The sequence below is a fragment of the Streptomyces sp. STAM6 genome (assembly GCF_054963715.1).
This window is the reverse complement of record NZ_JBUEFZ010000011.1, coordinates 26,061-51,085: the sequence shown is the minus strand read 5'-3', so window position 1 is coordinate 51,085 and position 25,025 is coordinate 26,061. Positions and strand designations below refer to the sequence as shown.

Below are 25,025 nucleotides of genomic sequence, written 5' to 3'. Positions count from 1 at the left end.
CCCCGCAACGCCGTCCAATGACGGCATCTATAACCTCTTGGCATGGATGTCGACACCCGGCTGCTGCGCTGCTTCGCCGCTGTGGCGGAGGAAGGCAGCCTGACCCGTGCCGCGCAGCGACTGTTCGTCACTCAGCCGGCCCTGACCAAGCAGATGAAGCAACTCGAGGCCCGGCTCGGAGTCCCGCTGTTCACGCGGTCCAGGGCCGGGATGGCACTCACGGAGCCGGGCCGGGTGCTCGCGGAGCGGGTGCCCGGGCTGCTGGCCGAGTGGGACCGTATGCTGCGGGACACGAAGACCGCGGCAGGCCGGGCGGCCCTGGTGCTGCGGGTGGGGTCCGTGGCGAGCGCCGCCAATGAGGCCACCCAGCACATCATCGCCGCGTTCACCCGGCTCCGGCCCGGCTGGAGGGTGGAGATGCGGCAAGCCGCGTGGTCCAACCCCAGCGCCGGCCTCGCCGACGGGGACGTGGACGTCGCCCTGCTGCGGTTGCCCTTCCCAGGCCAGGACTCCCTGCGCGTCAGGGAGCTGTTCACCGAGCCCCGCTGGGTCGCGCTGCCGTCGTCCCACTCCTTGGCCGCCCGGGACCGGATTCCGTTCCGTGAGCTGTGGGACGAGCCGTTCGTCGCGGCCCCGCGCGAAACGGGCCCATGGCGTGACTACTGGCTGGCCGCCGACGAACGTGACGGTCGTCCGGTGCGGATCGGAGCCGTCACCGATCAGCCGGAAGACTGGCTCAGCTCCATCGCCCACGGCTACGGCATCGCCCTCGCCCCCGAGTCCGCGGCCCGCTTCTACGCACGTCCGGGCGTCACGTACCGGCCCGTCACCGGTGTCAGCCCCAGCCGGGTGGGAGTCGCATGGGCCCCCGCCAACGACACCGACCCCGTCGTGCGGGACTTCGTCCGGTGCTGCCTGGACGGCTCCTCTCAGCCGGCCGGCTGAACCGTTCGCTCCGCGGTGACCGCCACCGTTGTGTACGCGGCAGTGAAGCCACCGCCCATCGCGTCGACGGCCGCGCCGACACCTTCCAGCAGCTCCGTCCGCCTGTCCGGCGGGAGGCGGGTGAATGGGCCGAGGGTGAGCAGCTGTTCCAGCCACGCGTCCCGGGTGTAGGACCACTCCCAGTCGCATCGCCACTGTTCGGGTTCGCCGAAGCCGCCCGCTGCCCGGATGCCGCCCGCGGCCTTGGCGAACAGGGCTTCGTACCCGTCCAGGGCCTGGGGCGACATGACGTGGGCGCTGAACGGGGCGTCGGGCAGCGCTCGACGGACGGCCGCCGCGAAGGCCGCCGCCACGTCGGGCGGCAGCCGGAGGACGTTCCAGAACGCGGCCAGCAGCCCACCGGGCGGCAACACCTCCGCCGCTTTGGCGGCCCCGGCGACCGGGTCGATCCAGTGCCACGCCTGTCCGGCGGCGACCACGGCGAACCGCCGGCCGGCCGGGTCCCAGGCTTCGAACGAGGTCACGTCCACCTCGACGCCGAGCCGCCGCGCCACTTCGGCCATCCGCACGTCGGGCTCGACCCCGAGTACTTCGCAGCCGGCCGCCCGGAACTGCCGCGCGGCGATCCCGGTGCCGCAGCCGACGTCCAGGACCCCGCCCCCGAGCCGGCCGGCGACGATCCGCTCGACCAGGTCGTCGGGATAGCGGGGCCGCGCCCGGTCGTAGCGAGCGGCCTCCGAGCCGAACGACTCGGCCACCGAACGAAGCTGATGGGCCTCGGGCAGAGGACGGGACGCCCCGTCGGGCGGTAAGGTGGGCATGTGCCCACTATGAGTGGGCGATTGCCCAATCGTCAAAGCTCCACCCGACGCCGACACCGTCCGCAAGGCCGTCACCGCACTGGTGCCCGAGCCGAGGGCGGTAACGTCGAGGAACGCCTCCCCGGACCCGGCGTAACCCCTGATCGCCTCGCGCGTTGCCCCGTACGGGGGTGGCCGCGTCCCGCGACGGGGCCACCGCCCGCAACAGGGATCGGTAGGGCCCCGCGCCGGCCGCGGAGTCACAACAGCGCTCGAGGTGGCCACCATGCACATCACCACGAAGAAGATCGCCGCGGCAGTGGGAGCCGTGGCGGCAGCGATCAGCTGCGTCATCGCCACAGCTCCGCCCGCCGCGGCCGCGGGCAAGTGGTGCAACAACTCCGTCTGCATCGAAACCTACGACACCGGCACCTATCTGGGCCGGGTCGAAGTGTCGGTCACCAACACCAACCAGCCGCATCGCATCCGCGCCCGCGTGTGGACCACCAACGGCTGGCGTGCCAACACCAAGGTGGAGGACGTCGCCGCCTTCCGGACCTATCGCGACCAGGCCTACCCGCAACGCCACTTCCCGTCCGGCACCCGGCTGTGCGCCGAGGGCTTCCGCGGTGATCAGAGCGTGGGCCTGCCCTGCGTCACCCTCACCGACTGACACGCTGCCCGGCGCCGTAGGCGCGAAGGGGGGTCAGGGGGCGAAGCCCGGCGACTCGTACAGGTGCCTGGGGGATACGCCGCGTTGCCGCGGCAGCGGACAGTGGCGCGGTGCCGGCCGCGCCGGCGAAGGCATGCAGCACGGCGGTACAGACGGCGAGGGCCAGACCCGGGCGGCGAAGCCCGGGGTGGGCGCGCTCCAGCGCCGCGACCGCGCACGGTTCTGTTTCGGTGACGTCGACCCGCAACGGTCCCGTGGCCGATTCCTCGGCCCGGCGATCCCTCCATCGGCCGGGCGGTGGTGCTCCGGGCAGACCTGGAACATGAGGGAGCCGGGGGAAGACGCGGGCGCGGGGGTGCCCGCGCGGCCGTTTCGCCATGGCAGAGTCTTCCCCATGTCGACCCTGATGCACGGGCGGTGCGGACGCGCTGCCGTGGCCTCCCTCCTCCTGGTTGCCGCCATATCGATGACCGCGTGCGGGCAGCAGCGCGGCACGGACGCGACGACCGGTGATCCGAGCTCACCGCCCCGTAGTTCCCCGCCCCCCGCCCCCGGCGCCTCGCCCCACGTCGAGCCCGGTGTGGTCGACGGTGCCCCGCACTACGGCGAGAACAACGCCCACCGCCGCGCCGGTGCGATGTCTCCCGCCGGTGCGAAGGAGGCGCAGAAGGAAGCGGGTCGCATCGAGCCCGTGCTCAAGCGGCTCTGGACACAGCGGACATGGGACCCCGCGCATGTGCGCCAGGCGCTGCTTGACCTCGGGTACGAGGAGGAGCGGACCGGGCCGAAAGGGGAGCGGCTCGGCGGGACGCTGACCGTGCGGGAGATGTACTCGCGCTACGCGAACGGCCACTACGTCACGCCGGAGGGTGCCATGGTGGGCTTGCGCGTCCATGACGACGCCTGCGTCACGGCGTTCGTGCAGAAGAGCAACTACGGCGTCCGGACCAACGGCCCCTACATGGAGACCGGCTGTTTCGAACCGCCCTCCGGCCACTGACGTCTCACCGGACCCGTGCGCGGGAAGGGGACCGCGGCCGAGAGACCGCGGCCGGCGCGATCCACACCGCCCAACCGGTGTCACCGAGGTCGATCGCCGGCCGCGCCGCAACGCCGGCCGGCCGCGGTGCGCACGGGCCGCGGCGACGTGGACGACGAGGTGGAGCGCGATGAGACGCGGCGGCGTACCACGACCCCGTCGCTTCCCCCGGGACCGCGCCCGCGCCGGGTCCGATGGGAGTGTGGTGCACGCCTTGTGCGAGGCCGTGCGTTCCGGTCCCGGCATCTCCCTGCGGGCGATCGCCGCCGGCGTCCGTCTGTCGCCGGTCCGGCTGCGGACCCGGCTCCGGGTCGGTGGGCGTGCCGCTCGCCCGGCTTCGGCCGTGGGGACGGCTGGGCCACGCCGTCGCCGAACCGCTCCGCGCATCAGTGGCCGCCGCAGCGTCCGCGGCGGGCCGACCCGCCTCACCCGCACCTCACGCACCCCGCTCGGGCGGACTCCGGCGTCCGTGCGGTGCGCCGTCCCGTCAGCGCCGGTGGACGACCGCGCTGCCGACCGCCTTGTCGTGGATGCCGAGAGCGCTCGCGCTCAGCGTGATCGCCGAGACGTTGGCGACGCACAGCGCGGGTACGCCGGTCACCACGAGGTTGGTGAGATGCCGGACGACAGCGGGACCGTAGCCGAGGCGCGCCCCGTCACGGAGGCGTACCACCTCCAGCCCCAGCAGGCGCTTTCCGGGAGTGGCTCCGCAGCGCGAGACGCTGAGCGGGGAGTAGAGGAGGACGAACACGAGCACCCAGACCGCCGCGCCGGTGCGCCAGACGGTGCGCATGGAGCTGTCGTCCATGTCGAGGACCGGGAGTGCGCGGTCGAGCCCGACGAGTGGCAGGAGTATCACGGCGACGGCGATGGACAGGTCGACGGCGGTGGCCGCGCAGCGGCGCATGAGGCCGGCTGGAGAGCCGGCCCGGGCGCCGGACGGGCGGTCGACGGGAGGGAGGGACCCGAGGTCGTCACCCGTGGACAGTGGTCCGAGCATGTTGATGTCGTGCTTTCGATCGTGCGGCCCGCGCCGCCGGTGTCAGGCCACTCCCGCGCGACTTCCGGAGGGCTTCATTCCGGATCAGCACTATGGCACGAGCCCGGATCCACACCGGCCGCGGGTCCCGGGCGACTGGCGCCGGCAGCGGAGGAGACAGCTGTCAGATGTCGCCTTCGCGGGTGGGGATGCCGCGGCCCCCGGGGCGGTGTGCTCCCGTGACGACGCCCCGCACCGCGACGGTGAGCCGGCGGACGCACGGGCGTCCACCGGCTCACCCCCGCCGGAGCGTCAGTGCTTGAGCGTGTCCTTGCCCTTCTCCTTCGTCTGCTTCGCGTCGCCCTTCACCTGCTCCGCCCGACCCTTGAGTTCCATGCTTTCGTTGCCGGTGGCCCGACCGACGGCTTCCTTCGCCTTGCCCTTGGCGGTCTGGCCCACGTTCTTGGCCTTCTTGCCGGTGGCCATGCCTGTCACCTCCTGAGCCGGCGCCCGCGGCCGCCGTGCGGTGCGGAAGCGGTGCACCCTCTGGGTGCCGTCTGCCCCGTCGGCCCCGCTTCATGCGACAGAAAGTGCATGTGCTGATTAATCGGTCGCATCGGGTGGAGGGAGCAGACTGCCGAGCGGGCCCAGGTCGAGGTTGAGCTCCTCCATGGCCAGCCCGTAGCGGGCGCACAGTTCGGTCATCCGGTCGTGCAGGATCATGAGCGTCGTCCCGAGGCGCTCTTCCTCCTCCTCGGTCAGATCACCGGCGTCCACCCGGTGCAGCGCCTGGCGCTCCATGAGCTGGCGCAGCAGTTCGACCAGGGTGAGCACCAGCTTCATCAGGTCGCGTTCGACCGTGTCGGGGTCGGTGTTGATGCGGTGTGCCGGCACGGAGGGGCGCGCCCGGCGGGTGGAGCCGAGGTCCCGTGGCGCGGCCGGCAGCAGCCGGAAGGCGCGCGCCGCCGCGTCGGCCACCTCCTGATAGCGGCCCGCGGAGTCGGGCGGCTCAGGCGACATGGTGATCGGGCGGCGGAAGCGGCGGCCGGGGCCCCCACGGGGCCGGGTTCCGCTCGCTGATGGACACGATGAGCGCACGCAGGGAAATGCGGACGAGATCGATGTCGGCGATCGACAGCGTGATGTCCCCGGTGACGACGACGCCGCTCGTCAGCAGCCGGTCCAGGAGGTCGATCAGCGCGATCTGCCGCCGGGGAAGCGGAGGGCCACTCGCGCCACCGGAATACGGGACGGGCTCGTCACTCATCCGGCGTCCGCCCCCGCAGCCGGCGGTGCCGCGGCGAAGGAGTAGGGAGCCCACGGTCCGGTGATCTCGACCCGGATGGTGTCCGTCGCCTCGGCGGCCTGCCGGACAGCCGCCAGGAACGCCTCGGACTCGTCCCCGGCCACCAGATAGGCGTCATTGGAGATGTTCTCGAACGGCCCCTGTGCCAGCGCGCCCTGCTGCACCCGGTGGCGCGTCTGTTCGGCGGCACGGGCGGAGGCCGTGACGTGCACGCGCTCGGCGGCCCGTACGGCTTCCTCGTAGGCGTTGTCCCGCGTGTGCTGCTCGTGGCGCCGACCGCGCAGGTAGGCGCGGCCGGGGCTCAGTTCGGGCGCGGGCTCGGCGCCCGCCGGGCCCACCGCCGTGGCCCCCGCAGGAGCCGCCGGCGGCGTGAAGTAGACCTTGACCCCCCACTCCACATGGCCGGACAGCCGGGCCAGGCGCGGCAGGAACACCTCCCCGTCGGCCACCAGCATCCCGCGGATGCGCTCCTCGTCGCGGTAGACGGTGGCCAGACGCAGGGGGAGGATCGGGGCGCCGGCCGCGACCGCCTCGATCACACCGTGATGGGCGCGAGCAACCGACTCCAGCCACCTCAGGTCCTCCAGGTTCGCCGCGAGCGGCTCCTCCTCGAAGTCGTCCGCCGGTACGTCGCTGACCAGGGCTGCCAGATCGCCTTCCGCGACGACGCGGACCGGGGCGTCGCCGACACCGCGGAGGGCGGCCACGGTTTCGTTCAGCTCGGTCGTGGCCCTCGCGACGCCGTACACGTAGCGGACGCTGTCGTTCATCGTGCGTCGTCCCCCGGCCGGTCCTCGCCGGAGCGATCACTGCGCGGTCTGCGCCGCCGCGCGGGGGCGCGCACGGCCTCGTCCTCGGCCGCGGCGCGCCGCCGCGCGGGGGCGCGCACAGCCTCGTCCTCGGCCGCGGGGATCGCCCGCGTCTCCCGGAGCGCGGCGATCTCCTCCCTCAGCCGCCGGTTCTCCTCGGACAGGGAGGGCCGGTCGTCCGCGCGGGAGGACAGCGACGGGTCGTGCTCCCACCAGTCGATGCCCATCTCCTTCGCCTTGTCCACGGACGCGACGAGCAGCCGCAGCTTGATGGTGAGGAGTTCGATGTCCAGCAGATTGATCTGTATGTCACCCGCGATGACGATGCCTTTGTCCAACACACGTTCCAGAATGTCGGCCAGGTTCGCCGACGAGCCCTGCCCGTACGCGGGCGCGGCACGGGACGGCGTGGAGCCCATCCTGCTGGAAAGGGATTCGGTCACGGCCGGTCGACCTCGCTTCGGGCTCGTGTCAGGCGTGGGTCAGCGCCGGGCCGCGGCACGGCGCCGCGGGCGCTCCTCGTACGGCTCCTCTTCCTGCTCTTCCTCCTCCTCGTCCTCGTAGAGCGCGTCGTCCGGCTCGCGGTCCTGGTACCCGCGCCCCTCCTCGTCCTCGTCCTCCTCGGCGTCCTCGTCCTCGCCTTCTTCGTCCTCGTACTCGTCCTCGTACTCCTCGTCCTCGGGGCCTGCGCCTTCCTCCTGCTGCTCCTCGTCCTCCGTCTCTGTCTCGTCCTCGGAGGACCGCACCACCTCGCCGTCGCGGATCTCGCCGCGCCAGCCCTCCGCGGGCTCGTCCTGGAGTGTGACGAACTTGCGGAACAGCTTCAGGTCCAGCCGGGCACGCCGGCCCTGCGCGCGCCAGATGTTTCCGGTCTTCTCGACCAGCCCCTTCGGGAAGTACTCCAGGACCAGCAACACCTTGGTCAGGTTGTCGTCGAGCTCGTGGAAGGTGACCACACCCTTGGTGGTGCCCTTGGGGCCCTCCGACGACCAGGCGATCCGCTCGTCCGGGACCTGCTCGACGACCTTCGCCTTCCAGTTGCGGTTGGCCTTGGCGACCTTCACCTGCCAGGCGCTCGAGACCTCGTCCTCCTGCTCGACGTTGACGACGCCCTTGGCGAAGCGGCCGAACTGCTGGAACTGCGTCCACTGGTCGTATGCCTGGCGCACGGGCACCCCGATGTCGATGTCCTCGATGACGACGACGCTCTTGCCCTTCGTCTCACCCTTGCCGCCCTTGCCGATGCGACCCATCAGCCCGGAGACCTTCTCCTTCACACCGCCGGCCACGTGCGAGAGCGCGGCCGAGGCCATGGCTCTGCGCGGCGACTTCCCCTCCCCGAGTGCCTTGCCGCCCTTCGACAGCGCGCCGAGTGCGCCACCGAGCGAGCCACCCGGGTCGCCCAGCTTCTTGGTGGCCTCGCCCAGGCGTTCACCCATGTTGCCCACGGCGCGTTCCGCCCGGGCCTCCAGATAGTGCTGCAGTTCCTCCTTGAGCCGGTCGCCGGCCTCTCCTGCCAAGCCCGTACGCTCGCTACCGGTCATGCCTCGGACCTCCTCTTCTTCTCACGCGTCCCGCTCTCCTTGGGCGAGGAGGACGCGCGCCGCGGTGGCCGGTCGGTCTCCTTCTTCGTCTCCCGCTGCGCGGGGCGTCGGGCCTTGGTGGTCTTCTCCGCGCCGGTCTGCGAGCGCTCTCCGCCCTTGCGGCGCTCGGGCCTGTCCTGCTTGTCCTCCGTCTGCTCGTCCTCCGCCTCCTCGGCCTGTTCGCCCTCGCCCTCCTCTTCCCCCTGGCCGGGCACGGCGTCCTTCGCGTCCTCGGGCAGTTCCTGCCGCAGATCGAGGGTGCGCTTGTGGAGTGCGTCGGCCAGACGGTCCGCCCGTGCGGCGACCGCCGTCGCCGCGGCCTCGCGCCCGGCGGTGAGCAGTTCACCCCGGATCTGATCACCGACGTGCTCCAGCCCCGGCGAACCGGTGACCAGAGACGACACCTTCTTGGGGTCGATCTTCTTCCTGAGCATCCACGTCGCCACGGCGATGGCGACCTTGCCCTTCTTGGTCCGCCCGAGCACGTAGCCACTGATCAGTGCCGCACCCGTCATCGCGTTCGACATCGTCGGGGGTCCTCCTGACGCCTCATGGGCCTTCCCTGTAGCGACGGATCTCCTCGAGCCGGTCCAGCAGCTCGTCCTCGCGTCCGTCGAATGTCTCCTGGTCGATCCGGCCGTCGAGCAGCTCGCGCTCCAGCTCCCCTAGGGCCTGCAGTACCGGCCGCTCGTCGTAGTACTCGCGCTCCGCCGCATCGGCGACCTGCCGGACGACCCACCCGAAGCCCCGTACGGGTGCGAGGGGGAGGGTCAGCAGCTGGCTCAGCACACCCATGAGGGCGCCTCCCTCAGACGAAGCTGTACGGCGGCAGCGGGCCGTGAAGCCGGAAGTCGAACTCCTCGCCGTGCTGCTCCGCCACCCCCGCCTCCCGCGCCAGGAACTCCTCCCGCCCGTCCGGCCCGACCAGGAAGGAGACGCTCAGGAACTCGTCCCCGGAGGGGTCCGACATGTGGGTTTCCCGGGCGAGGGGGCGCAGCGCCTCGACGATTCCGGCGGCGAACGACTCGTGGCGGACCCTGACCTCCTCGGCGACCAGTTCGCCCAGCGCCACCTTCAGGTCCTGGCCGCCGCGGCCGCCTCGGATCTCGTCGTTCATCTGCCGTGCGGCGTCCGACTGCCGCAGCACCTCGGCGAGCAGAGCGTCCTCGTCGACGGACGCCTTCAGATGGAATTCGACGCAACCCTCCAGGGCCGTCAGCCGTTCCTGGTAGGCGTCGGCGCGCTCCTTCAGCACGTCCCGTACGGCGTCCTCGTCCGGCGCCACCGCGCCGAAGCGCAGCGGCAGGGTGCTCGCCTGCTCCAGCAGATGTCCCAGAACCGCCTGGTGGGCCAGGACGTCGCGGCGTTTCGCGCGCAGCCCCTCCGGTGCCTCGCTGACGACTGCGGCCAGTGGCCCCTCGGTCACGACGCGGAGCGGTTCCGCGGGCTCCCCGACCCCGGCGACGCCGTCGAGGCGCAGGGGGTGGGTCGCCGCGGTGATCCCGTAGACGTAGACCGCCATGATTCACTCTTCCCGGCGCTTCGGAGGGCGGCGGGCCGGCCTGGACCTTTCCCGTTCCTGCGCCGGCTCGGGCTCCTCCTCGCGATCCTCGTCCCGGCCCTTTCGGAAGGAATCGGAGAACGCCTCCACGGCCCCCGTGAGCGCCCCCTTGCTCTTTCCCCGGGCACCGCTCTCGGTCATCTCGTCGACCAGCTCGGGAAGCTGTGTCGGGGCCTTGCGCCCGGCCTCGAGATCGAGACGGTTGCACGCCTCGGCGAAGCGGAGATACGTGTCCACGCTCGCCACGACGACGCGCACGTCCACCTTCAGGATCTCGATGCCCACGAGCGACACGCGGGCGAAGACATCGATGACCAGGCCCCGGTCAAGAATCAGTTCCAGTACGTCGTACAACGACGACGAGGCGACACCGCCGCCCCCGCCGCTCTGTGGCACCACCGTCACGGTGCCTCCTTCCGCGGACCGCGGCCGGCGTGGTCCGCCCAGGCTCGTTCCTTGTCCTCCGGCGCTCAGCCGCGAGGATCGATCTGCCCCCGTGTGTAGCGGCGGGTCCGTTCGTACGCCATGAGCTCACCCTGGGGGTCGAGCGTCACCCGGTAGCTGGCCATCACGCTGGTGGTCTCGGGAATCCGCTCGAGCTCCAGCACTTCCACGTCCGCCTCCCACCCGTCGTCGGTTCGCCGGACGGCCGAGACGGACTCCGGCGCCCTGCCCAGCAGCTCTCGCAGCTGATCGGTGGCGAAGCGCATGGCCTTCGGTGCCGACAGTCGTTTCCGGTCGTCGGCATGGGGCTCGTGAGCCTTCTCCGGGGTCACTCGATCACCACCCGCTTGCCGAAGCGCAAATAGCCTCAAAAGAAGCATATCGGACCATCCGGTCGGCCGGAGGCTGTTGTGACCGCGGCCCCCACCGGGCCGGTCGCGGCCATCGCCGGCGGCGAAGGGGCGCGGTTACCGAGCAGCCGGTCGGTCCAGCAGCTCATGGAGCCACGCCCGCTCGGCGTGACTGGTCCTCGAATCGAGACAGGGGGTCGGCGATGTACACAGAGGCATGGGTGACGGAGCGGGCAAGGGCCGCCTACGAGCGGGGACGGGCCACGTTCGCCGTCGCTCCCGAGCGCGCGGCGCTGCTGGTCATCGACATGCAGGACGAATTCGTCCGGCCCGGCTGGAGCCCGTACTGGGTGCCCGCGGCCACCCGTATCGCCCCCCGACTGCGCCGCGTGGTGGAGCACTGCCGGGACGTCGGTGTCCCGGTGATCTGGACCGTTTTCGACGACACCCACCACGGACTGGACCGGCCGCACGCCCTGCGTCATCTCCCGCACGCCGACGCCGACTGGCGCAGGCCCGGCCCCAGCGACGTGTGGGAAGGGATGGGCTACCGCGACGACGAGGTCCTCCTGCGCAAGCCCTCCTACGGCGCGTTCTACGACACCCCGCTCGACACGATCCTGCGCAACCTCGGCCGCGACACGGTCATCGTCTCAGGAACGCTCACCAACTACTGCCGCGGCACCACCGCCCGTCAGGCCTACGAACGCGGCTACCACGTGGTGTTCGGCGCCGATGTCACGGCCACCGACGACGAGTCCCGGCAGGAACCGGAACTCGCTGTCCTCCGCAAGGGCTTCGCCCTGGTGCTGGAACCCGGCGAGATCATCGACATGCTTCCCCGGGCCGAGCGCGCACGGTCCTGAGCACAGCTCGGCCGGGCAGCGCCGCCGTGAGGTCCGGTTCGGCGCCCACCCGGGCCGACGCGATCAGGCGTTCGCGGCAACCTCATCGATCCGGCGTCCAGGGAGCCCGGGCCGACCCACGTGGCCGTCCCGGTAGAGAGGGCACCGTCCCGCCGGGTACGCCGTGCGGCCCGCCTCCGCCACCGTGATGTGGTGGTGGCCGGGCCGGCGCGCAGGGCCCGGGGATCGCTGCGGGTGAGCTTCATTTCCAAGGCGCCGAGTCCGTCGGCCCGGTCGCGTGCCCGCACCGTCTTCTCGAACCGCCCGCCGCCGGCACGAGGCCTCTCAGCGGGGCCGGCGACCGGTCAGCCGCTCCCAGCGGTCCCGGGCGGCTTCGAGCTCGTCCTGCGCCGTCCTCAGCCGGTCATCCTCGCCCTGCCGGGCCTTGACCTGCGCCAGCGCGTGGCGGGCCGCCTCCTTCGCGGCGGTGTCGGCGCGCGCGTCCTCGAGCGCGGCCTCGGCCCCCCTGATCGCCGCCGCACGCTGCTTGCGTCCCTGGTTCTCCGCCGCCACCGCGTTCTCGATCCGCACACTGAAACGGCGCACCTCGTCCTCGGGAAAATCCTCACCCGCGTACGGCTCCATATGCACACGGCCGTCGGTCCGCGTGAGATAGATGTACGTGACGTCACTGTTCCCGGCGAGCTCGAAACGCACCTGGAGACCGGCCAGCGACACGCCCTCGCCCGAGACCAGCACCCGGTGGTCGTACAGGGACAGCCTCCCCAGCGCGGTGACGAAGCCGCCGCGGCCCGGCGCGCGCAGCCGGTCGAGCGCCCTGCGGGCGTCGTCGACCCGGCTCTGGTACGCCTCGTCGGCCCGGGTCACCCGGGCCTGCGCGTCGGCGAGTTCCTTGCGGGCCGCGTTCCGCAGCGAGCGCAGCGCCCGCCGGGCGCCGTCCAGGTCCCGCCGGTCGCGGGTGTGCACCTCGGAAAAGGCGTACGACCATCCGCCCGGGTGCCGGTACAACCGCCAGCCCACACCGGCCCCGCCGGCGATCGCGACCGCCACCATCAGTTCGACCACGCCCACGCGTCCTCCCGCCCGCCGCCGACCGCACCCCGCCGGGGATGTCCAACCGCCCCGGGGGCCCGAACGTCACGAATATCCTGGCCAGTTGTCCGCAGGTCAACACGGCGGCGGCAGCACTCGGCGGCGAGCGCCGCGACTCGCCGATCACGGCTCGACCGGCCGTCACGGCGCACAGCGGCCGCCCGAGTCACGCCCTTTCCCCGGCCGCCGGTCCGGCTGCTTCAGCACTCCTCCCGCGCGATGTCCTCGAAGGACTCCCTGCTCATGAGGCCGCGAAGCGTCAGGACCTCGCCCGGCTTCACCCGAGCGAGCCGGTCGGTGTCGAATTCCACCGTCCCGTTGTAGGCGTAGGAATCACTCGGATCGGAGAACCGCAACTGGTACCGGTAGCCCGGCTGCAGGCTCTGCGGGCCGCGTGTCTCCGCTCGCCACTGTGCGGGTGGGGTGAGGAGAGGGAAGTCCGCGGCGGTGTTGATCCTGGGGCCGGCGCGCCAGCCGATCCAGGGTCTCCTCGCCCCGTGGGTCGCGGACCCGTCGTTCCGGGGCGTTCCCGCCTTCGCGCTCGCCGGGGGCTTGCCCGGTTCACCGGACGCGTCGGGGTCGCGGGAGGCGTCCGGGAGAGTGCCTTCGAACCAGGGACCCCGTACCCGTCCGTCGTCGTCGCAGGGCCGCAAGAGTGCCTGCGCGGTACCCTGCTCGTCCACGTACACGGCCACGAGCACACGCTCCCCGGGGCTGCATCCGGTCACGGCCGCCATCACCGCGCCGATGAGCACCCCGGCGGCGCACCCACGCATCACCGATGCGTCCCGGTGCCTCATGACACCCCCCATGGTTGTTGTGCCGGGAACCATACCCGCGCCGTGGGAGTCAGGACGGTTTCGACCGGACGACGGCCTGGTCCCCTCGCGGCCCGAACAGGTGCAGGATCTCCACGGAACTCGCGTTCGCCGGACCGAACCAGTGCGGTTCCCCGGTGTCGAACTCGGCCACTTCACCGGGGCGCAGGACGAGTTCGTTCTCGCCCAGGATCAGGCGCAGCTCACCCGCGAGGACATAGAGCCACTCGTAGCCCTCGTGCGTCACCAGCTTCGGCTCGCGGGGAGCCAGCACCTGTTTGAACACCTGCACCCGGCCCGGATACTGCGTCAGGGGCACGAGGACGCTGCCCTGCCCCTTGCGCAGGGGCTTGAGATGCACCCGCGGATCACCGCTGGCCGGTGCGGCCACCAGCTGGTCGAGCGCGACGCGGTGCGCCCGCGCGAGCGGGATGAGCAGCTCGAGGATCGGGCGCCGCTTGCCCGCCTCCAGACGGGACAGCGTGCTCACCGAGATTCCCGTGGTCGCGGCGAGCGCCTCCAGGGTCAGGCCGCGGTCCCGCCGCAGGGTGCGCAGCCGTGGCCCGATGCCGTCGATTATCTGTTCCAGTTCCGCGTCCACACGGCCCATTTTGCAGCCTCCGCAAAAATGCTGGGCCACAGGTGGGGTCCGGTCGGAGGCTTGCCGGGCAGATGTTCCCCGGACATGAGAAGGCGGACCGTGACCGCGACGACCCACACCCCTGTTCACCCCACTCTCAGCAGACGCAGACGGTGGACCGTGCTGGCCGTCTGCTGCCTGAGCATGTTCCTGGTGGGCCTGGACACCACCATCGTCAACGTCGGGCTGCCCGCGATCGGGGACGGTCTGGGTATCGGGACGCGCGGCCTGGAATGGACCGTCGACGCGTACACCCTCGTCCTGGCCGGCCTGTTGATCTCGTCCGGAGCGCTGGCGGACCGGTTCGGCCGGCGCCGGGTGTTCCAGACCGGGCTCGTCGTGTTCGGTGTCGCCTCGCTGGCCTGCGCGATCGCCCCTTCGGCGGGTGCGCTCATCGCCGCCCGCGCGGCTCAGGGCATCGGTGCCTCCATGCTCAGCCCCGTGGCCCTCGCGATCGTGGTGAACGCGATGCCCGACCCGAGGGAACGCGCACAGGCCATCGGTGTCTGGGCGTCGGTGTTCGGCCTCAGCATGGCCGCCGGCCCCGTCACGGGCGGCGCCCTCGTCGCGGACCTCGGCTGGCGGTCGGTGTTCTGGATCAATGTGCCGGTCGTCCTGGCCGCCCTGCTGCTCAGTGCCGTGTTCGTACCCGAGTCCCGGGCGCGGCGGGCGCGACGGCTCGACCTGCCGGGTCAGGCCCTGCTGACCGTGGTCATCGCGGTGGCGGTCGGGGTACTCATCGAGGGCCCGCACATCGGCTGGACGTCGCCCGCGGCGACGATCATGTACGCGAGTGTCGCCGTGGCGATGGGCGCGTTCGTGCGCGTCGAGTCCCGCAGGAGCGAGCCGCTCGTGGACCTGCGGCTCTTCCGGCGCCCGCTGTTCAGCGGGGCCGTCCTGGGCGCCGTCACCGTCTTCGTCGCCCTCAACGTGACACTGCTGCTCAACACCCTCTACCTGCAACAGGCCCGCGGTTGGACACCGCTGGCCGCCGGGGCGGCGACTCTGCCCATGGCCGTCGGAGCGACCGTCTGCGCGCCCTGGTCCGGCCGTCTGGTGGGCCGCCTCGGCCCACGGCTGCCCCTCACCCTCGCCGGTGGTTTCCTCACGGTCGGCGGACTCTGTCTGGTCGGTCTCGACCGGCATTCCGGCGTGCCACTGCTCCTGGTGGCGCACGCGCTCATCGGGATCGGATTCGGTTTCGCCAACGCCCCGATCACCAACACCGCGGTGAGCGGCCTGCCTCCGGCCCGGGCAGGCGTGGCGGGGGCGATCACCTCCACCGCGCGCCAGCTGGGTGCCGCGCTCGGGATCGCCGTCGCCGGCGGACTGGTGGCGACCGCCGGGCCCGCGGAGTTCGCTCAGGCATCCCGCCCGGGCTGGTTCCTGGTCGCGGCCTGCGGAATCTCGCTGTTGGTCATCGCCCGTGCGTCACGGCAGAAGGAGGAGGCCGCCGGGCGCGCATCCTCGTAGCGGCCCGGACCACCACCGACGGCGTCGCCCGCTGCACCAGTGCGCGGGGGTTCGCCCCGACGGGCGCCTCCGACCGGTCCGCGCGCCGACGCGATCCCACCGCGAAGGCCCCTCCCCGCTGATGCGGGGGAGGGGCCTTCGCGGTGGGCCCGGAGCCGGAAGCCGGGTTCAGTTGGCGGGTGCCTGGTACAGGCCGCGACCGGCACGGTCCGCGCGGGAGGTCGCCACAAGGCGATCCAGGGTGCTGCGCACCGTGTTGACGGCGCTGTTGGAGTCGTCCCGGCCGAGCGCCTGCGCCACGTCCCGCGCGCGCAGGGGCGTGCCCGCGTGCTGGGTCAGCACGGCCACGACCTGCTCGGTCAGACCGCCGGCGCCGTCCGCGGCGGGGGCTTCCTTGGCGGCGGTCTTCGTCGCCTTCGCCGGCTTGGTGACCTTGGCGCTCCTGGTGGCCTTGCTCGGGGTGCGCTTCTTCGCCGGTGCGGTCTTCGCGGCCGAGCCGGCCTTCGCCTTCGGCTTCGCGGCGCTCTTCTTGGCGGCCGTCGCGGCACGGGGCTTGCGCTGCGCCGGGATCTCCTGCGGCTGGCTCGTGGCCTCCTCGGCGGCGGTGTCCTCCGCGGCGACCGGGGCCGCTGCCTCCGGGGACGCGTCGAGGGTCTCGGGAGCCGCCTCGGGCGCGGGCTCGGACGTTGCGTCAGCGGCGGGAGCCGCGGCCGACGTTTCGGTTTCCGTCGCCACCGGCGTGCGCAGCGCCGGGGCCGCCGAGGTGGAGAGGGTCTGCAGCGCGGTGAGGGCGCCGCGTACGGAGTCCAGACGCGCGGAGACGGTGGCGAGCTCTTCTTCGAGCGCCTTCTGCTGCTTCTCGAGCTGCGGGAGCTCTTCCTGCAGCAGCGTGGTGGTGGCCTCGATGCTGCTCGTTGTGTTGACCTGGATCGACATGTGTCCTCCTGCGGGGCTCGTAACGGGGGTGAGAAAGGGGACAGGGCGGCAGGTTACGGCCGTCGTGTTGTATTGGGCAAGCGAAGGCCACCGCCTTCCTGCGATGTCCAGCAGCGGGTCAAGGGGCGTCGATTGCCTGCCGAGAATCCAACTTCCCCTGCTCACAAGCTGGTTGAGACGCCGGAGATGTTGTATCGGTGTCATTCCTCGGGTGATGCGACTCGCTGCTCGGTCCGCTCGATTCACACTCAAGGGCTGCTCTTGTGTGCTCTGTCGTTCGTACCGAAACCAACATCCACTGCGTCCGCCCGGCGGTTCGATCGGATCGCGGCAACCCGGCGACGCGTCAACTTACATACGTGCACGAATGTACGATGCGAGGGGCGGGAATTGCCCGGGACTATCGATTGATTGAGTGGAGGGACACATGGGCGACGGGGTACGGGAGAGGATGACCCAGGCCGATCGCAGGCAGCGCACCCGCACCGCCCTGATCGAGTCGGCCGCTCGCGGCCTGTCCCGCTACGGCTACGGAAACCTCGTGCTCGAACAGGTCGCCAAGGAGGCCGGATACACCCGCGGTGCGCTCTACCACCAGTTCAAGGACAAGCAGGAACTGACCCTCGCCGTGATGGAGTGGGTCCTGGAGACCTGGGACCACGAAGTGGGCCGACTCGTCGAGCGGGAGCCGGACCCGGTCGCGGCCCTGCTCACGCTGGCACGCGGCCACGCCGTCTTCTGCCGGCGCGACATCGCGCGCGTCGCGATCGCCCTGCGACTGGAGTTCTCCGGGCAGGACCACCCGGTGGGGCACGCCGTCGAAGAGGGCTATGAAACGCTCATCACCCTCTGCCTGCGCCTGATCAAAGCGGGACGCACGGCGGGAACGATCCCGCCCGGCCCGCCGGCCAGGGCAGTGGCGCTCGCCTTCGTCGGCGCACTCGAAGGAACGGTGATCGCGCTCGCCGGACTGGCACGCCACGACGAACTTCTCGCCGCCCGCACCGCGGCAGGTGTCCTGGGACTCGACCCTCTCGCCCTCACCCCCCACTGACAACCGACCCACGCCCCACTGACAACACGGGGAACGCCACGCGCCGACGGCCGACTCCCGACTCCCGAAGGCCGACTCCCGACGGGCGGCTCCCGACGGCCGACTCCCGGGCGCCGCAGACCGCCCCCGCCTCCCTGCCGACGTGGCCTCGCGTCGTCCGCTCAATCCGCGGCGAGCAGCCGCGTCTCGGCGGCCGGCAGATGCTTGGCCCACCAGTGGTCGTAACGGCGGTAGACCAGGGGGTCCCTGTCAGCGAGGAAGGCCCTCAGCGACTCGGCCTCCGCCGCCAGCGCCTCCCAGACGTCGCCCGGCAGGGAATGGAAGGCGGTGGCCTCGATCCCTCCCTCCACGGCGCGCCAGACGCCGGCGACATGGCCGTCGACCAGCAACGTCGGCAACACATCGCCGTTCACCCGGGTCACGTGCTTGCGGTAGGCGGGAGGGACGACTCGGCTGCGGTCGTCGTAGGCGAGCAGGACGCTGTCCCACATGGCCAGAAGCCGGGGCGGCGCCGGGGTGTCCCCGGCCGGCCGTGCGCCGTCGGGGATGTCGTACATCACCACGCCGTCCGGGCCCTCCCACCGCTCCAACTCGTCGGCGAGCGTCTTCACCGCCGCCCTGACCCGAGCCCGCTGGACCAGCGCGAACCGCGCCATGTCCGCCACCGAAGCGGGTCCGAAGCCCTCCAGATAGCGCCGGACCAGGATCGGCAGACTCCCGGCGGCGGCATCCGGGTCCACCGGTACCGGCAGTGCACCCGCCGCCACGTACGACGGCCTGGCTTCGAACGCCCAGGGCCCTCCCGTGGGCGCGTGCCACAGTGGGGCGTACTGCCGCAGCATCCGCTGTGCCGCCGGATCCATCGGAGCTCCCAATCGCTCCTCCAGCCACGATCCCACCTCGGCGGCGGTCCGCGGCCGCTCGGCGTACCTCACCAGGCCGGCGACGAGGACGTCGGCGTCCTCATCGCCGAGTCCGGTCGCCGTGAACCGGGCATCGCCGAGCCTGGAGGCCCGCAGTGTCGGCTCCATGGCCTGCCGGAACACCCCGAAGTCCGCGGCGTGGACCATGTGCAACGTGATCCGCATCAGCGTGGCCTTGACCGCCCGGCCACCCCTGACGGCGGCGTCGAGGGACGCGGGGTCGAAGCCGCGCAGCCTGTTCCACAGCGCGATGTACGGGGAGGCGGGATGCTGAGCCTGCAGGGCCACCACGCGTCGCACCGCTTCCGCGGCATCCATCGACTCACGGCCGAGCAGCAACTGGCGGGCCAGCGTGGCGCGGTTGAGCTCCAGAGCGGTGATCTTCATAGCGAGATTATGTGGGTGACGCTCCCCGGTCAGGGAAGCCCACGGGAGGAGATCCGCCGCCTTCCGGCGATGACGCGGCGTTCGCGACGACGCCTCCTTCCGGCGATGACTCCGCCTTCGGAGACGCGCCCTCGCCCCGGACCCCCGTGTACTCGCCGCCGGCCCGGGCCGCCGTGGTGCTCCGGCCCTCAGACGGTCTCGTCCTCGTGGCGACCTGAGCGCGGCCGGCCCGAGTGGCGGAAGCGGTTGCGGTACTCCGTGGGTGTCGTACCGAGCTTCCGGCGGAAGGCGCGGATGAGGGTGTCGATCGTGTGGAAACCGCAGGCGGAAGCGACACGTTCGAGGGTGTCGTCCGACGATTCGAGTCGGTTCCGTGCCACTTCCACGCGGGCCGATTCGAGGTAGGCGGCCGGGGTGGTGCCCAGTTCCGTCTTGAAGATGCGTGTCAGCTGCCGCTCGCTGACGTGGGCCAGTTCCGCGAGGTCGGAGACGGTGAGAGGTTCGGCGATGTGTTGTGTGATGTGGTGCCGTAGATCGTCCACACGCCGCGTTGTGGACACGGGTTCGATCGGGACGCTGAACTGGCTCTGCCCGCTCGGCCTTTTCAGATACATCACGAGCTGACGGGCGACGCGCAGCGCGACCGTCTCGCCGAAGTCCTCGGCGACGAGGGCGAGTGACAGGTCGAGGCAGGCGGTGATGCCCGCGCCGGTCCACACGTCGTCGTCACGAATGAAGATCGGGTCGGCGTCGACCTCGACCGACGGGTGGTCGGTGGCGAGCTGCCGCGCCGTCGACCAGTGGGTCGTCGCGCGCCGGCCGTCCAGCAGGCCCGCGGCCGCGAGAATGTGTGCTCCCACGCAGACGGACGCGATGCGCCGGGACCTTCCGGCGAGCGTGACCACCCAGTCGACCACGGCGGGGTCGGCGAGGGCGTGCACACGGCGTTGCTCGTCGACGCCGACCGCACCGGGCACGATGAGCGTGTCGATCCGTCTCCCGGACGCTTGCTCGAAGGTGATGTCGGGCAGGACGCGTACCCCGGCTGCTGTGGTGACGGGGTCCATGGTCTCGGCGGCCAGCACGACGTGGTATTCCGCCGCGTCGTCCGTCTCCCTCCGCAGCAGGGAGAACACCTCCGGTGGCCCGGTGACGTCGAGCAGGTCGACGCCGTCGAAGAGGAGCACAACGATGAATCGCCGGATGTTGCTCACACGGGGCTCCGTCCGTTTGGCCACGGCGCCGCGGCGACGCGTTGGATGTCGGTATCTGCAAGTTACCTGACATTGCCGCCATGCCCGGACGCTTCATAACGTGGAACGCGTCGCCGGCGCCCGATGGTGCCAACTTCCCTCCACCACAACCGAGAAGGTGCAGCCATGCCCACAACCACCCTGCGGGAACTCAACGGCCTCGACCAGACCCCGGCGTCACTGGCCGGTGGGACGCTGATCCTGATCGACTACCAGAACACCTACACCCGCGGTGTGATGGAGCTCGCCGGCTGGCGGGCCGCGCTCGACTCGGCCGCCGCCCTGCTGGCCGACGCCCGGGAGGCCGGTGCGAAGGTCATCCACGTCATCAATGACGGCGGCCGGGGCACCCCGTACGACATCCGGACCGAGATCGGCCGTATCCACCCGCGCGTGGCACCGGTCGAGGGCGAGCCCGTCGTCGTCAAGGCCACACCCGACGCGTTCGCCGGTACGGATTTGGACGAGCACGTGGACGCCGCCGGGAACAAGGACGTCATCATGGCCGGGTTCATGACCCACATGTGCGTGGCGTTCACGGCGGCCGGTGCCTTCCTGCGCGGCAACCGGCCCACCGTCGTCGCCGAGGCCTGCGCGACGCGCCCCCTGGAGAGCGTGGGCCACCGCCTCTCCGCCGAACAGATCCACCACGGCGCGCTGGCGACGATCGGCGACCTCTACGGCGTCGTCGTGCCGTCCCGCTCGTTCCTGAGCTGACGGCCGAGCTCAACGGCATCGGGCCCGTCAGCCGCCCGCTCGCCCCACCCCGCCCCGGCGGCCCTGCCCCGCAGGTGCTGCCCCCGTGCCCCCCGTGCCGCCCGCGCCGCTCCGCCGCGCGCCGGGCGGCACGGGGCCGACCCCGGCTTCCAGCCGTTCCCACGTCTGGCCGGACTGGTACCTGCTAGGTACCATTGGGGTATGCCGTCCTTGAACATCACGTTCACCGAAGAGGAGCTCGAGGCGGTCCGCGCCGCGGCGGCCGCCGAGGGCAAGAGCCTCAAGCAGTACGTTCACGATCTGCCGTTGCGGGAGAAGCACCGCCTGCAGTTCGTCCGCTACGCCGTCTCCTGGGGCGAAGCGCACCGCGGGGAGTTCGACGAGGCCTTTCCCGACGAGGTCCCCCCGTCCGGCCGCCGGCGGGGAGCTGACGCCGCCTGATGGCCCTCCACATCGATGTCTCCTGGCTCCTGGACGTCCAGGAGCAGGCCGTTCCCGAGGACGTCTCGGTCGCCGACTACTCCGCGCTGGTCGCCGCCGTCGCCCGCCACAAGACCCGGATCCCTCGCCCCTCGACCGCGGAGCCCGACGCGGCCTGGCGCGCCGCCGCGCTGCTGCACGCCCTCGTGCGTCTCCAACCACTGCCGTTCCGGAACTCGCTGTACGCCTGTCAGGTCGCGGTCGCGTACATGCATGCTTCCGGCGAAGGCATCGATCCGCCGTACGGGGCGCTGGTCGAGTTGGTGCGTGACATCCACGCCGGCAAGGCGAGCGTCTACCAGGCGGCCGACGCCATCCGCGCCTGGCGCATCTGACGGGCCTCCGCCCGGCGCCCCGCGCCTTCCCTCGTCACCCCACGGGGCGGAGGTCAGACCGGCACGACGATGCCTTCCTCGCGAAGCCGGGTCAACATGCGGTGGAAGCACTTCTCGACGCGCTGGTTGTCCGCACGCAACATCGGGGTCGACGGTCCGAGATCGACGAGGCACGTCCAGCCGGGTCTCGCCCGGTCCCCGTCGCCCTGAGAAAGGCGCGCGCGCCCCGGTCCACCAGCCAAGCCAGGACGAGTAACCGTTCCCTCGAGGCCGGCGCCCGGACCGGCGGCGGCCCCTTCGGGCAGGCTGGGCAGGACGGCGCGGACACATTGGCCCACTCTGACTTTCCGGGCCATGAGGTTCTGCCTCAGAACGTGGAACGTCCATCGCCGCTCCTCGGCGGAAGCCGGCTCGTCCCTGTCGGAGCAGAGGGTGACGACCTCGCCGCGTTCCGCCGGCGCGTCCATGAGGCGGAGCACCCCGTCCTCCGCGAAGCGAAGCCGGCACCCGTGTCCAAAGCCGGCACCCCCCGGTGACTCTCAGCAGGAGACCCCTCACGCTTCGACGTGAGGGGTCGGTCACACAACGCGGCCTTCGCCGCCGGATCTCACGCCGCGAGGTCCGGCTCGGCCTGCTCGGCCGCGGCCCACGCGAGCACCAGTGCCTGGTAGATCCGCTGCTCGTCCGCCGACAGCTGTCCGCCCGCACGCGCCCACAGTTCACGGATCGCGCGGTTCAGGGCGTCGGCGCCCGGCTCGTCGGGGCCGCGAGGGGAGAGGGTCTCGGACATGCGATCCAGAGTAGAGGGCAAGTCCGGCATCCGGGCCCACCTCGGACGTGGCATCCGCCACGAACGTGCCGACGCATGGCCCAGGCCACACGATCCCGTCGGGCAGTCGGCCCGGATGGAGCGGTGCCGCCACGGTCCCTCGCCGACGGTGGGGCCGCGCCGATGGTGAAGCGGGCCGGCGGTGGAGCGGGCCGGCGGTGGGGCCGCGCCGCCTCCTGCCGAGGGCCTCGGCGCCCTCGACGGCAGATCCGTTCCGTACGCCCGGCCGGAACGCGCTCCTCCGTCTCGTCCATTCGGCTGACACCCCGGCATCCGCTTCCTAAAGTACGGAGTCTCTGATGTGGCGGGGGGTGCCATGGGACGAGCGAGTGGCAGGGGGAAAGTCGTCCTCCTGTGCGTGATTCTGGTGGTGCTCGGCGGACCGTGGGCGCGTGAAGCACTGCTCGACCAGTGGCCGGACGACGGGGTGCTCGCGCTCATCCACCGGGCACTGTTCGTTCCGCAGTGGGATCTGTCCCCAGGACCCGATCCCGTCACCCGCGACGTGGGTCTGCTCGGCAACCTGGGGACCGTGGGACTGCTCGCCGGGGTCTTCGTGCTGGTACCCCGACTGGTGGGCCGGGCAGCCTCCGGCGGCGTCCGGTGGGCCGCCGCCCTCGGCGCCGGAATGGCCGTGTCGATCCTCAGCACCGTGCTCTCGTGGATCGTCATCGTCAACGCCGGAGCGGGAGTGCTCGAAGCCTACGGCCGGGACGCCTCCGCCATCCTCGTCACCTTCCTCGTCGACGGCCTGGTCTTCGGTGTACTGCTGGGCCTGCTCGTCGCCGTCGTGTACGCCGGACCCGCCGCGGCACCCCCGGCCATTGGCCGGGCCGCGTCCCGGACCGCATCCCGTATCCGTACAAGGAGTACCGCCGTGGCCGACTCCTCACCGGACGCGTCCACCGCCGCCGTCGCGACCGGCACCACACCCGGTGACATCACCCGCTACCTGTGCGCCGCCGCCTACACCGACCCCGCCTTTGCCCGCCGCGTGGTCGACGACGTGCTGGGGGACGCCCATGGCGCGATCGCGGTCTCGCCCGGCGTCGACCTGGTGCCGGTGGCCCGGCACAGCCTCACGGCCCGCCGGCTCCGCCGCGGCCGTGACCGCAAACTGGCCGCGGCGTACGGGCTCGTCGCCGTGTTCGGCCCGCTGTGGCTGCTCTTCGCCCAGTTCGCGTTACGGGTCCTGGCCGGCGCGTCCGTGCCCCGGGCACGGACGCGCGCCGTGCGCGGACGGGAACTGCCGCCCACGTCCGCGGCCACGTGGCGGCCGGCCGTCGCGGCCGTCGTCCTTCTCGTCCTGGGCGTGCTGGTGGGCCGGCTGCTGTCGGCGCTGCCGCTTCCGGGCCTGCTGCGGTGGCTGTTCGGCGGATACCTTCTCGGCATCCCGCCGCTCCTCGCCGTCGTCGTGGCCGCCGCGTTCGCCGTGCGTACGCTCCTCGACGAGGAGAGGGACGTCGACGCGCGCCTGCGGGGGGCACTGCGCCGTGACGCCTTCGATCCTGCGGGACTGCCGAGGCCGGGGGCCGTTGAGCCCTGGGCGGCCGCCAGGATCGCGGCGGTCGCCGCCGCCCAGCGCGGCAACGTCACCTGCTACAGCGGCTTCTCCCCGTTCATCGGCTACGGCCGCCGGGAATCGGACTGGGTCCTGTCACTGCCGCTGCTGCCCGCCGAGCCGGCCGTCGGTGAGGACCGCGAACCGGCCGCGCCGGACACCGTCACGGAATTCGACGCCTGGGACGTCGTGGAGCGGCTGCGCCGCCGGCTGCGCGAGGCGGCCGGCGAACTGCCCGTCACCGATCCCGGCACCCGCCACCACGGCGCCGACGCGCGTCGAGACCCCGGACAGCCCCGCGTCCCGCAGCAGGACGCCACCGGCGGCGCCGGCTCCGACTCCGACGACGCCCCGCGTCTCACCGGGCTGGTGGTCGAGGACCGGGTCTTCGTCAGCGGCCGGGAAATCGCCGCAGGGGGCCCTCTGCTCCGCGACCCGCTCCGCGCCCCCGCCACCCGGCTGCCCGCCGCGGAAGTGCGGCGGATCGCACTCCACCCGGACGGCGTGGCCCGGCACTGCCTCGCCGCCCACGTACCGCTGTGGGGCGGCGAGGTGGTCCCCAGCCACTTCCTGCACGTGGCGGTGGTGGGCAGGACCCTGCACCTGCGGTGCGAGAGATTCGTCCTCGGACCGGCCCGGCGCGAGCTGCACCAGGTCGACCTGCTTCCGCCGGCCGCCGCCCCCGGGCACCGCCGGTTGCTGCTGCTCAAGGCGCTGCGGCGCACCGGGACGGCGCTGTGGGGAGCTCCGTGGTCGTGCCTGGCCGACGCCCTCGCCGAGTACCGCAGGCCCCGCCGCCTGCGCCACGAGGCGCGGGCCGCCGTCGAGGACCCCGCCTTCGACCGCGGTGCGCGGGTGAGCGTCCGTGAGGAGGCCCAAGGCCCGGAGTACTTCCACCACTTCCAGTCCGCCGACGCCCAGCGTGCGCTGAACGCCCTCGACCGGCACGCGCTGGCGGCCGTCCGGGACTTCCTCGACGAACACGGTGTGGACACGACCGACTTCCGCACCCAGACCCAGACCATCCTCAACCACGGTGTCCTGCAGACGGGCGGGGTGAGCGTCGTGGGGAACCAGGCCGTCGGCACCGGCGCCCAGGCCACCGCGGGGTCGGCCACGGCCGCGGCCGGGACGCCGGCGCGGCCCGGTGGCGCCACAGCCCAGCGATAGGA

General features: G+C 72.0%; 31 protein-coding genes. 10 read left to right on the top strand and 21 right to left on the bottom strand.

The genetic code is table 11. The features are described from left to right. Positions 1 to 42 precede the first annotated feature (42 nt). On the top strand, positions 43 to 945 hold the full coding sequence (locus ACY34K_RS15795) for a LysR family transcriptional regulator (RefSeq protein WP_462747329.1): 903 nt from the start codon (positions 43 to 45) through the stop codon (positions 943 to 945). On the opposite strand, the gene ACY34K_RS15790 is transcribed toward ACY34K_RS15795, so the two are convergent. Then, complete coding sequence (locus ACY34K_RS15790; RefSeq protein ID WP_462747327.1) at positions 930 to 1,766, bottom strand: class I SAM-dependent methyltransferase; 837 nt, start codon at positions 1,764 to 1,766, stop codon at positions 930 to 932. The genes ACY34K_RS15795 and ACY34K_RS15790 overlap by 16 nt on opposite strands. Positions 1,767 to 2,031: 265 nt before the next feature. Here ACY34K_RS15790 and ACY34K_RS15785 point away from each other — a divergent pair, with 265 nt between their 5' ends. Further along, on the top strand, positions 2,032 to 2,418 hold the full coding sequence (locus ACY34K_RS15785; protein ID WP_462747324.1) for a hypothetical protein: 387 nt from the start codon (positions 2,032 to 2,034) through the stop codon (positions 2,416 to 2,418). A 394-nt stretch (positions 2,419 to 2,812) separates the two neighbouring features. Continuing rightward, positions 2,813 to 3,418 (top strand): hypothetical protein, encoded by a 606-nt coding sequence (locus tag ACY34K_RS15780; RefSeq protein ID WP_462747322.1) that lies wholly within the window; start codon positions 2,813 to 2,815, stop codon positions 3,416 to 3,418. Between the two features lie 526 nt (positions 3,419 to 3,944). Here ACY34K_RS15780 and ACY34K_RS15775 read toward each other — a convergent pair. The 12 genes from ACY34K_RS15775 to ACY34K_RS15720 form a co-directional block, all read right to left on the bottom strand. Next, positions 3,945 to 4,457: an RDD family protein gene (locus ACY34K_RS15775; RefSeq protein WP_462747320.1), complete on the bottom strand. Its 513-nt coding sequence runs from the start codon at positions 4,455 to 4,457 to the stop codon at positions 3,945 to 3,947. Positions 4,458 to 4,748: 291 nt separating this feature from the next. Next, on the bottom strand, positions 4,749 to 4,922 hold the full coding sequence (locus tag ACY34K_RS15770) for a CsbD family protein (protein ID WP_462747318.1): 174 nt from the start codon (positions 4,920 to 4,922) through the stop codon (positions 4,749 to 4,751). Between the two features lie 117 nt (positions 4,923 to 5,039). Further along, positions 5,040 to 5,456, bottom strand: a complete 417-nt coding sequence (locus ACY34K_RS15765; protein WP_462747316.1) for a gas vesicle protein K — start codon at positions 5,454 to 5,456, stop codon at positions 5,040 to 5,042. Further along, positions 5,446 to 5,703, bottom strand: a complete 258-nt coding sequence (locus ACY34K_RS15760) for a gas vesicle protein (protein ID WP_462747314.1) — start codon at positions 5,701 to 5,703, stop codon at positions 5,446 to 5,448. The genes ACY34K_RS15765 and ACY34K_RS15760 overlap by 11 nt, the downstream gene beginning before the upstream one ends. After that, positions 5,700 to 6,512 (bottom strand): GvpL/GvpF family gas vesicle protein, encoded by an 813-nt coding sequence (locus ACY34K_RS15755; protein ID WP_462747312.1) that lies wholly within the window; start codon positions 6,510 to 6,512, stop codon positions 5,700 to 5,702. The genes ACY34K_RS15760 and ACY34K_RS15755 overlap by 4 nt, the downstream gene beginning before the upstream one ends. Then, positions 6,509 to 6,994, bottom strand: a complete 486-nt coding sequence (locus tag ACY34K_RS15750; protein ID WP_462747310.1) for a gas vesicle protein — start codon at positions 6,992 to 6,994, stop codon at positions 6,509 to 6,511. Before ACY34K_RS15750 ends, ACY34K_RS15755 begins: the two co-directional genes overlap by 4 nt. 39 nt (positions 6,995 to 7,033) lie before the next feature. Then, positions 7,034 to 8,095, bottom strand: a complete 1,062-nt coding sequence (locus ACY34K_RS15745) for an SRPBCC family protein (protein ID WP_462747308.1) — start codon at positions 8,093 to 8,095, stop codon at positions 7,034 to 7,036. After that, complete coding sequence (locus ACY34K_RS15740) at positions 8,092 to 8,661, bottom strand: hypothetical protein (protein WP_462747306.1); 570 nt, start codon at positions 8,659 to 8,661, stop codon at positions 8,092 to 8,094. Before ACY34K_RS15740 ends, ACY34K_RS15745 begins: the two co-directional genes overlap by 4 nt. Positions 8,662 to 8,683: 22 nt before the next feature. Next, positions 8,684 to 8,929, bottom strand: coding sequence for a gas vesicle protein GvpG (locus ACY34K_RS15735; RefSeq protein ID WP_462747305.1), 246 nt, complete (start codon positions 8,927 to 8,929; stop codon positions 8,684 to 8,686). A gap of 13 nt (positions 8,930 to 8,942) precedes the next feature. Next, a complete protein-coding gene (locus ACY34K_RS15730; RefSeq protein ID WP_462747304.1) occupies positions 8,943 to 9,656 on the bottom strand; it encodes a GvpL/GvpF family gas vesicle protein in 714 nt (237 codons plus the stop codon). 3 nt (positions 9,657 to 9,659) lie between these two features. Then, positions 9,660 to 10,100, bottom strand: a complete 441-nt coding sequence (gene gvpJ, locus ACY34K_RS15725) for a gas vesicle protein GvpJ (protein WP_462747302.1) — start codon at positions 10,098 to 10,100, stop codon at positions 9,660 to 9,662. 65 nt (positions 10,101 to 10,165) lie between these two features. Continuing rightward, positions 10,166 to 10,519 (bottom strand): gas vesicle protein GvpO, encoded by a 354-nt coding sequence (locus ACY34K_RS15720; protein ID WP_462747300.1) that lies wholly within the window; start codon positions 10,517 to 10,519, stop codon positions 10,166 to 10,168. Positions 10,520 to 10,692: 173 nt separating this feature from the next. Between ACY34K_RS15720 and ACY34K_RS15715 the strand changes: the two genes are divergently transcribed. Then, entirely contained in the window at positions 10,693 to 11,355 is a 663-nt protein-coding gene (locus ACY34K_RS15715; protein ID WP_462747298.1) for a cysteine hydrolase family protein, read from the top strand. A gap of 324 nt (positions 11,356 to 11,679) precedes the next feature. Here the strand turns inward: ACY34K_RS15715 and ACY34K_RS15710 are convergent, their stop codons facing one another. The 3 genes from ACY34K_RS15710 to ACY34K_RS15700 all read right to left on the bottom strand — a co-directional run bounded on the left by ACY34K_RS15710 (position 11,680) and on the right by ACY34K_RS15700 (position 13,875). Continuing rightward, the gene (locus ACY34K_RS15710) at positions 11,680 to 12,426 is read right to left on the bottom strand and encodes a hypothetical protein (RefSeq protein WP_462747296.1); all 747 of its coding nucleotides are present in this window, start codon (positions 12,424 to 12,426) and stop codon (positions 11,680 to 11,682) included. A gap of 221 nt (positions 12,427 to 12,647) precedes the next feature. Further along, positions 12,648 to 13,247 (bottom strand): hypothetical protein, encoded by a 600-nt coding sequence (locus ACY34K_RS15705; RefSeq protein WP_462747294.1) that lies wholly within the window; start codon positions 13,245 to 13,247, stop codon positions 12,648 to 12,650. A 49-nt stretch (positions 13,248 to 13,296) separates the two neighbouring features. Beyond that, on the bottom strand, positions 13,297 to 13,875 hold the full coding sequence (locus ACY34K_RS15700; RefSeq protein ID WP_462747292.1) for a helix-turn-helix domain-containing protein: 579 nt from the start codon (positions 13,873 to 13,875) through the stop codon (positions 13,297 to 13,299). Positions 13,876 to 13,965: 90 nt separating this feature from the next. Between ACY34K_RS15700 and ACY34K_RS15695 the strand changes: the two genes are divergently transcribed. Then, positions 13,966 to 15,378 carry an MFS transporter gene (locus tag ACY34K_RS15695; RefSeq protein WP_462747290.1) on the top strand — a complete coding sequence of 471 codons (1,413 nt, stop codon included), beginning with the start codon at positions 13,966 to 13,968 and terminating at the stop codon, positions 15,376 to 15,378. 168 nt (positions 15,379 to 15,546) lie between these two features. Here ACY34K_RS15695 and ACY34K_RS15690 read toward each other — a convergent pair whose 3' ends face one another. Continuing rightward, complete coding sequence (locus ACY34K_RS15690; RefSeq protein ID WP_462747288.1) at positions 15,547 to 16,314, bottom strand: hypothetical protein; 768 nt, start codon at positions 16,312 to 16,314, stop codon at positions 15,547 to 15,549. A gap of 451 nt (positions 16,315 to 16,765) precedes the next feature. Between ACY34K_RS15690 and ACY34K_RS15685 the strand changes: the two genes are divergently transcribed. After that, on the top strand, positions 16,766 to 17,368 hold the full coding sequence (locus tag ACY34K_RS15685) for a TetR/AcrR family transcriptional regulator (RefSeq protein WP_462747287.1): 603 nt from the start codon (positions 16,766 to 16,768) through the stop codon (positions 17,366 to 17,368). A 161-nt stretch (positions 17,369 to 17,529) separates the two neighbouring features. Here ACY34K_RS15685 and ACY34K_RS15680 read toward each other — a convergent pair whose 3' ends face one another. Together ACY34K_RS15680 and ACY34K_RS15675 are read right to left on the bottom strand one after the other, a co-directional pair. Then, positions 17,530 to 18,678 carry a winged helix DNA-binding domain-containing protein gene (locus tag ACY34K_RS15680; RefSeq protein ID WP_462747286.1) on the bottom strand — a complete coding sequence of 383 codons (1,149 nt, stop codon included), beginning with the start codon at positions 18,676 to 18,678 and terminating at the stop codon, positions 17,530 to 17,532. A 188-nt stretch (positions 18,679 to 18,866) separates the two neighbouring features. After that, complete coding sequence (locus ACY34K_RS15675) at positions 18,867 to 19,892, bottom strand: GlxA family transcriptional regulator (RefSeq protein WP_462747285.1); 1,026 nt, start codon at positions 19,890 to 19,892, stop codon at positions 18,867 to 18,869. Between the two features lie 165 nt (positions 19,893 to 20,057). Between ACY34K_RS15675 and ACY34K_RS15670 the strand changes: the two genes are divergently transcribed. The 3 genes from ACY34K_RS15670 to ACY34K_RS15660 all read left to right on the top strand — a co-directional run bounded on the left by ACY34K_RS15670 (position 20,058) and on the right by ACY34K_RS15660 (position 21,463). Then, entirely contained in the window at positions 20,058 to 20,648 is a 591-nt protein-coding gene (locus ACY34K_RS15670) for a cysteine hydrolase family protein (RefSeq protein ID WP_462747284.1), read from the top strand. A 201-nt stretch (positions 20,649 to 20,849) separates the two neighbouring features. Beyond that, entirely contained in the window at positions 20,850 to 21,089 is a 240-nt protein-coding gene (locus ACY34K_RS15665; RefSeq protein WP_462747283.1) for a hypothetical protein, read from the top strand. Next, entirely contained in the window at positions 21,089 to 21,463 is a 375-nt protein-coding gene (locus ACY34K_RS15660) for a toxin Doc (RefSeq protein WP_462747281.1), read from the top strand. Before ACY34K_RS15665 ends, ACY34K_RS15660 begins: the two co-directional genes overlap by 1 nt. A gap of 53 nt (positions 21,464 to 21,516) precedes the next feature. Here the strand turns inward: ACY34K_RS15660 and ACY34K_RS15655 are convergent, their stop codons facing one another. Next, on the bottom strand, positions 21,517 to 21,930 hold the full coding sequence (locus ACY34K_RS15655; RefSeq protein ID WP_462747280.1) for a hypothetical protein: 414 nt from the start codon (positions 21,928 to 21,930) through the stop codon (positions 21,517 to 21,519). A 140-nt stretch (positions 21,931 to 22,070) separates the two neighbouring features. Then, the gene (locus tag ACY34K_RS15650) at positions 22,071 to 22,253 is read right to left on the bottom strand and encodes a hypothetical protein (protein ID WP_462747278.1); all 183 of its coding nucleotides are present in this window, start codon (positions 22,251 to 22,253) and stop codon (positions 22,071 to 22,073) included. 355 nt (positions 22,254 to 22,608) lie between these two features. On the opposite strand from ACY34K_RS15650, the gene ACY34K_RS15645 reads away from it, so the two are divergent. Beyond that, positions 22,609 to 25,023 carry a hypothetical protein gene (locus tag ACY34K_RS15645; protein WP_462747276.1) on the top strand — a complete coding sequence of 805 codons (2,415 nt, stop codon included), beginning with the start codon at positions 22,609 to 22,611 and terminating at the stop codon, positions 25,021 to 25,023. Positions 25,024 to 25,025 lie beyond the last annotated feature (2 nt).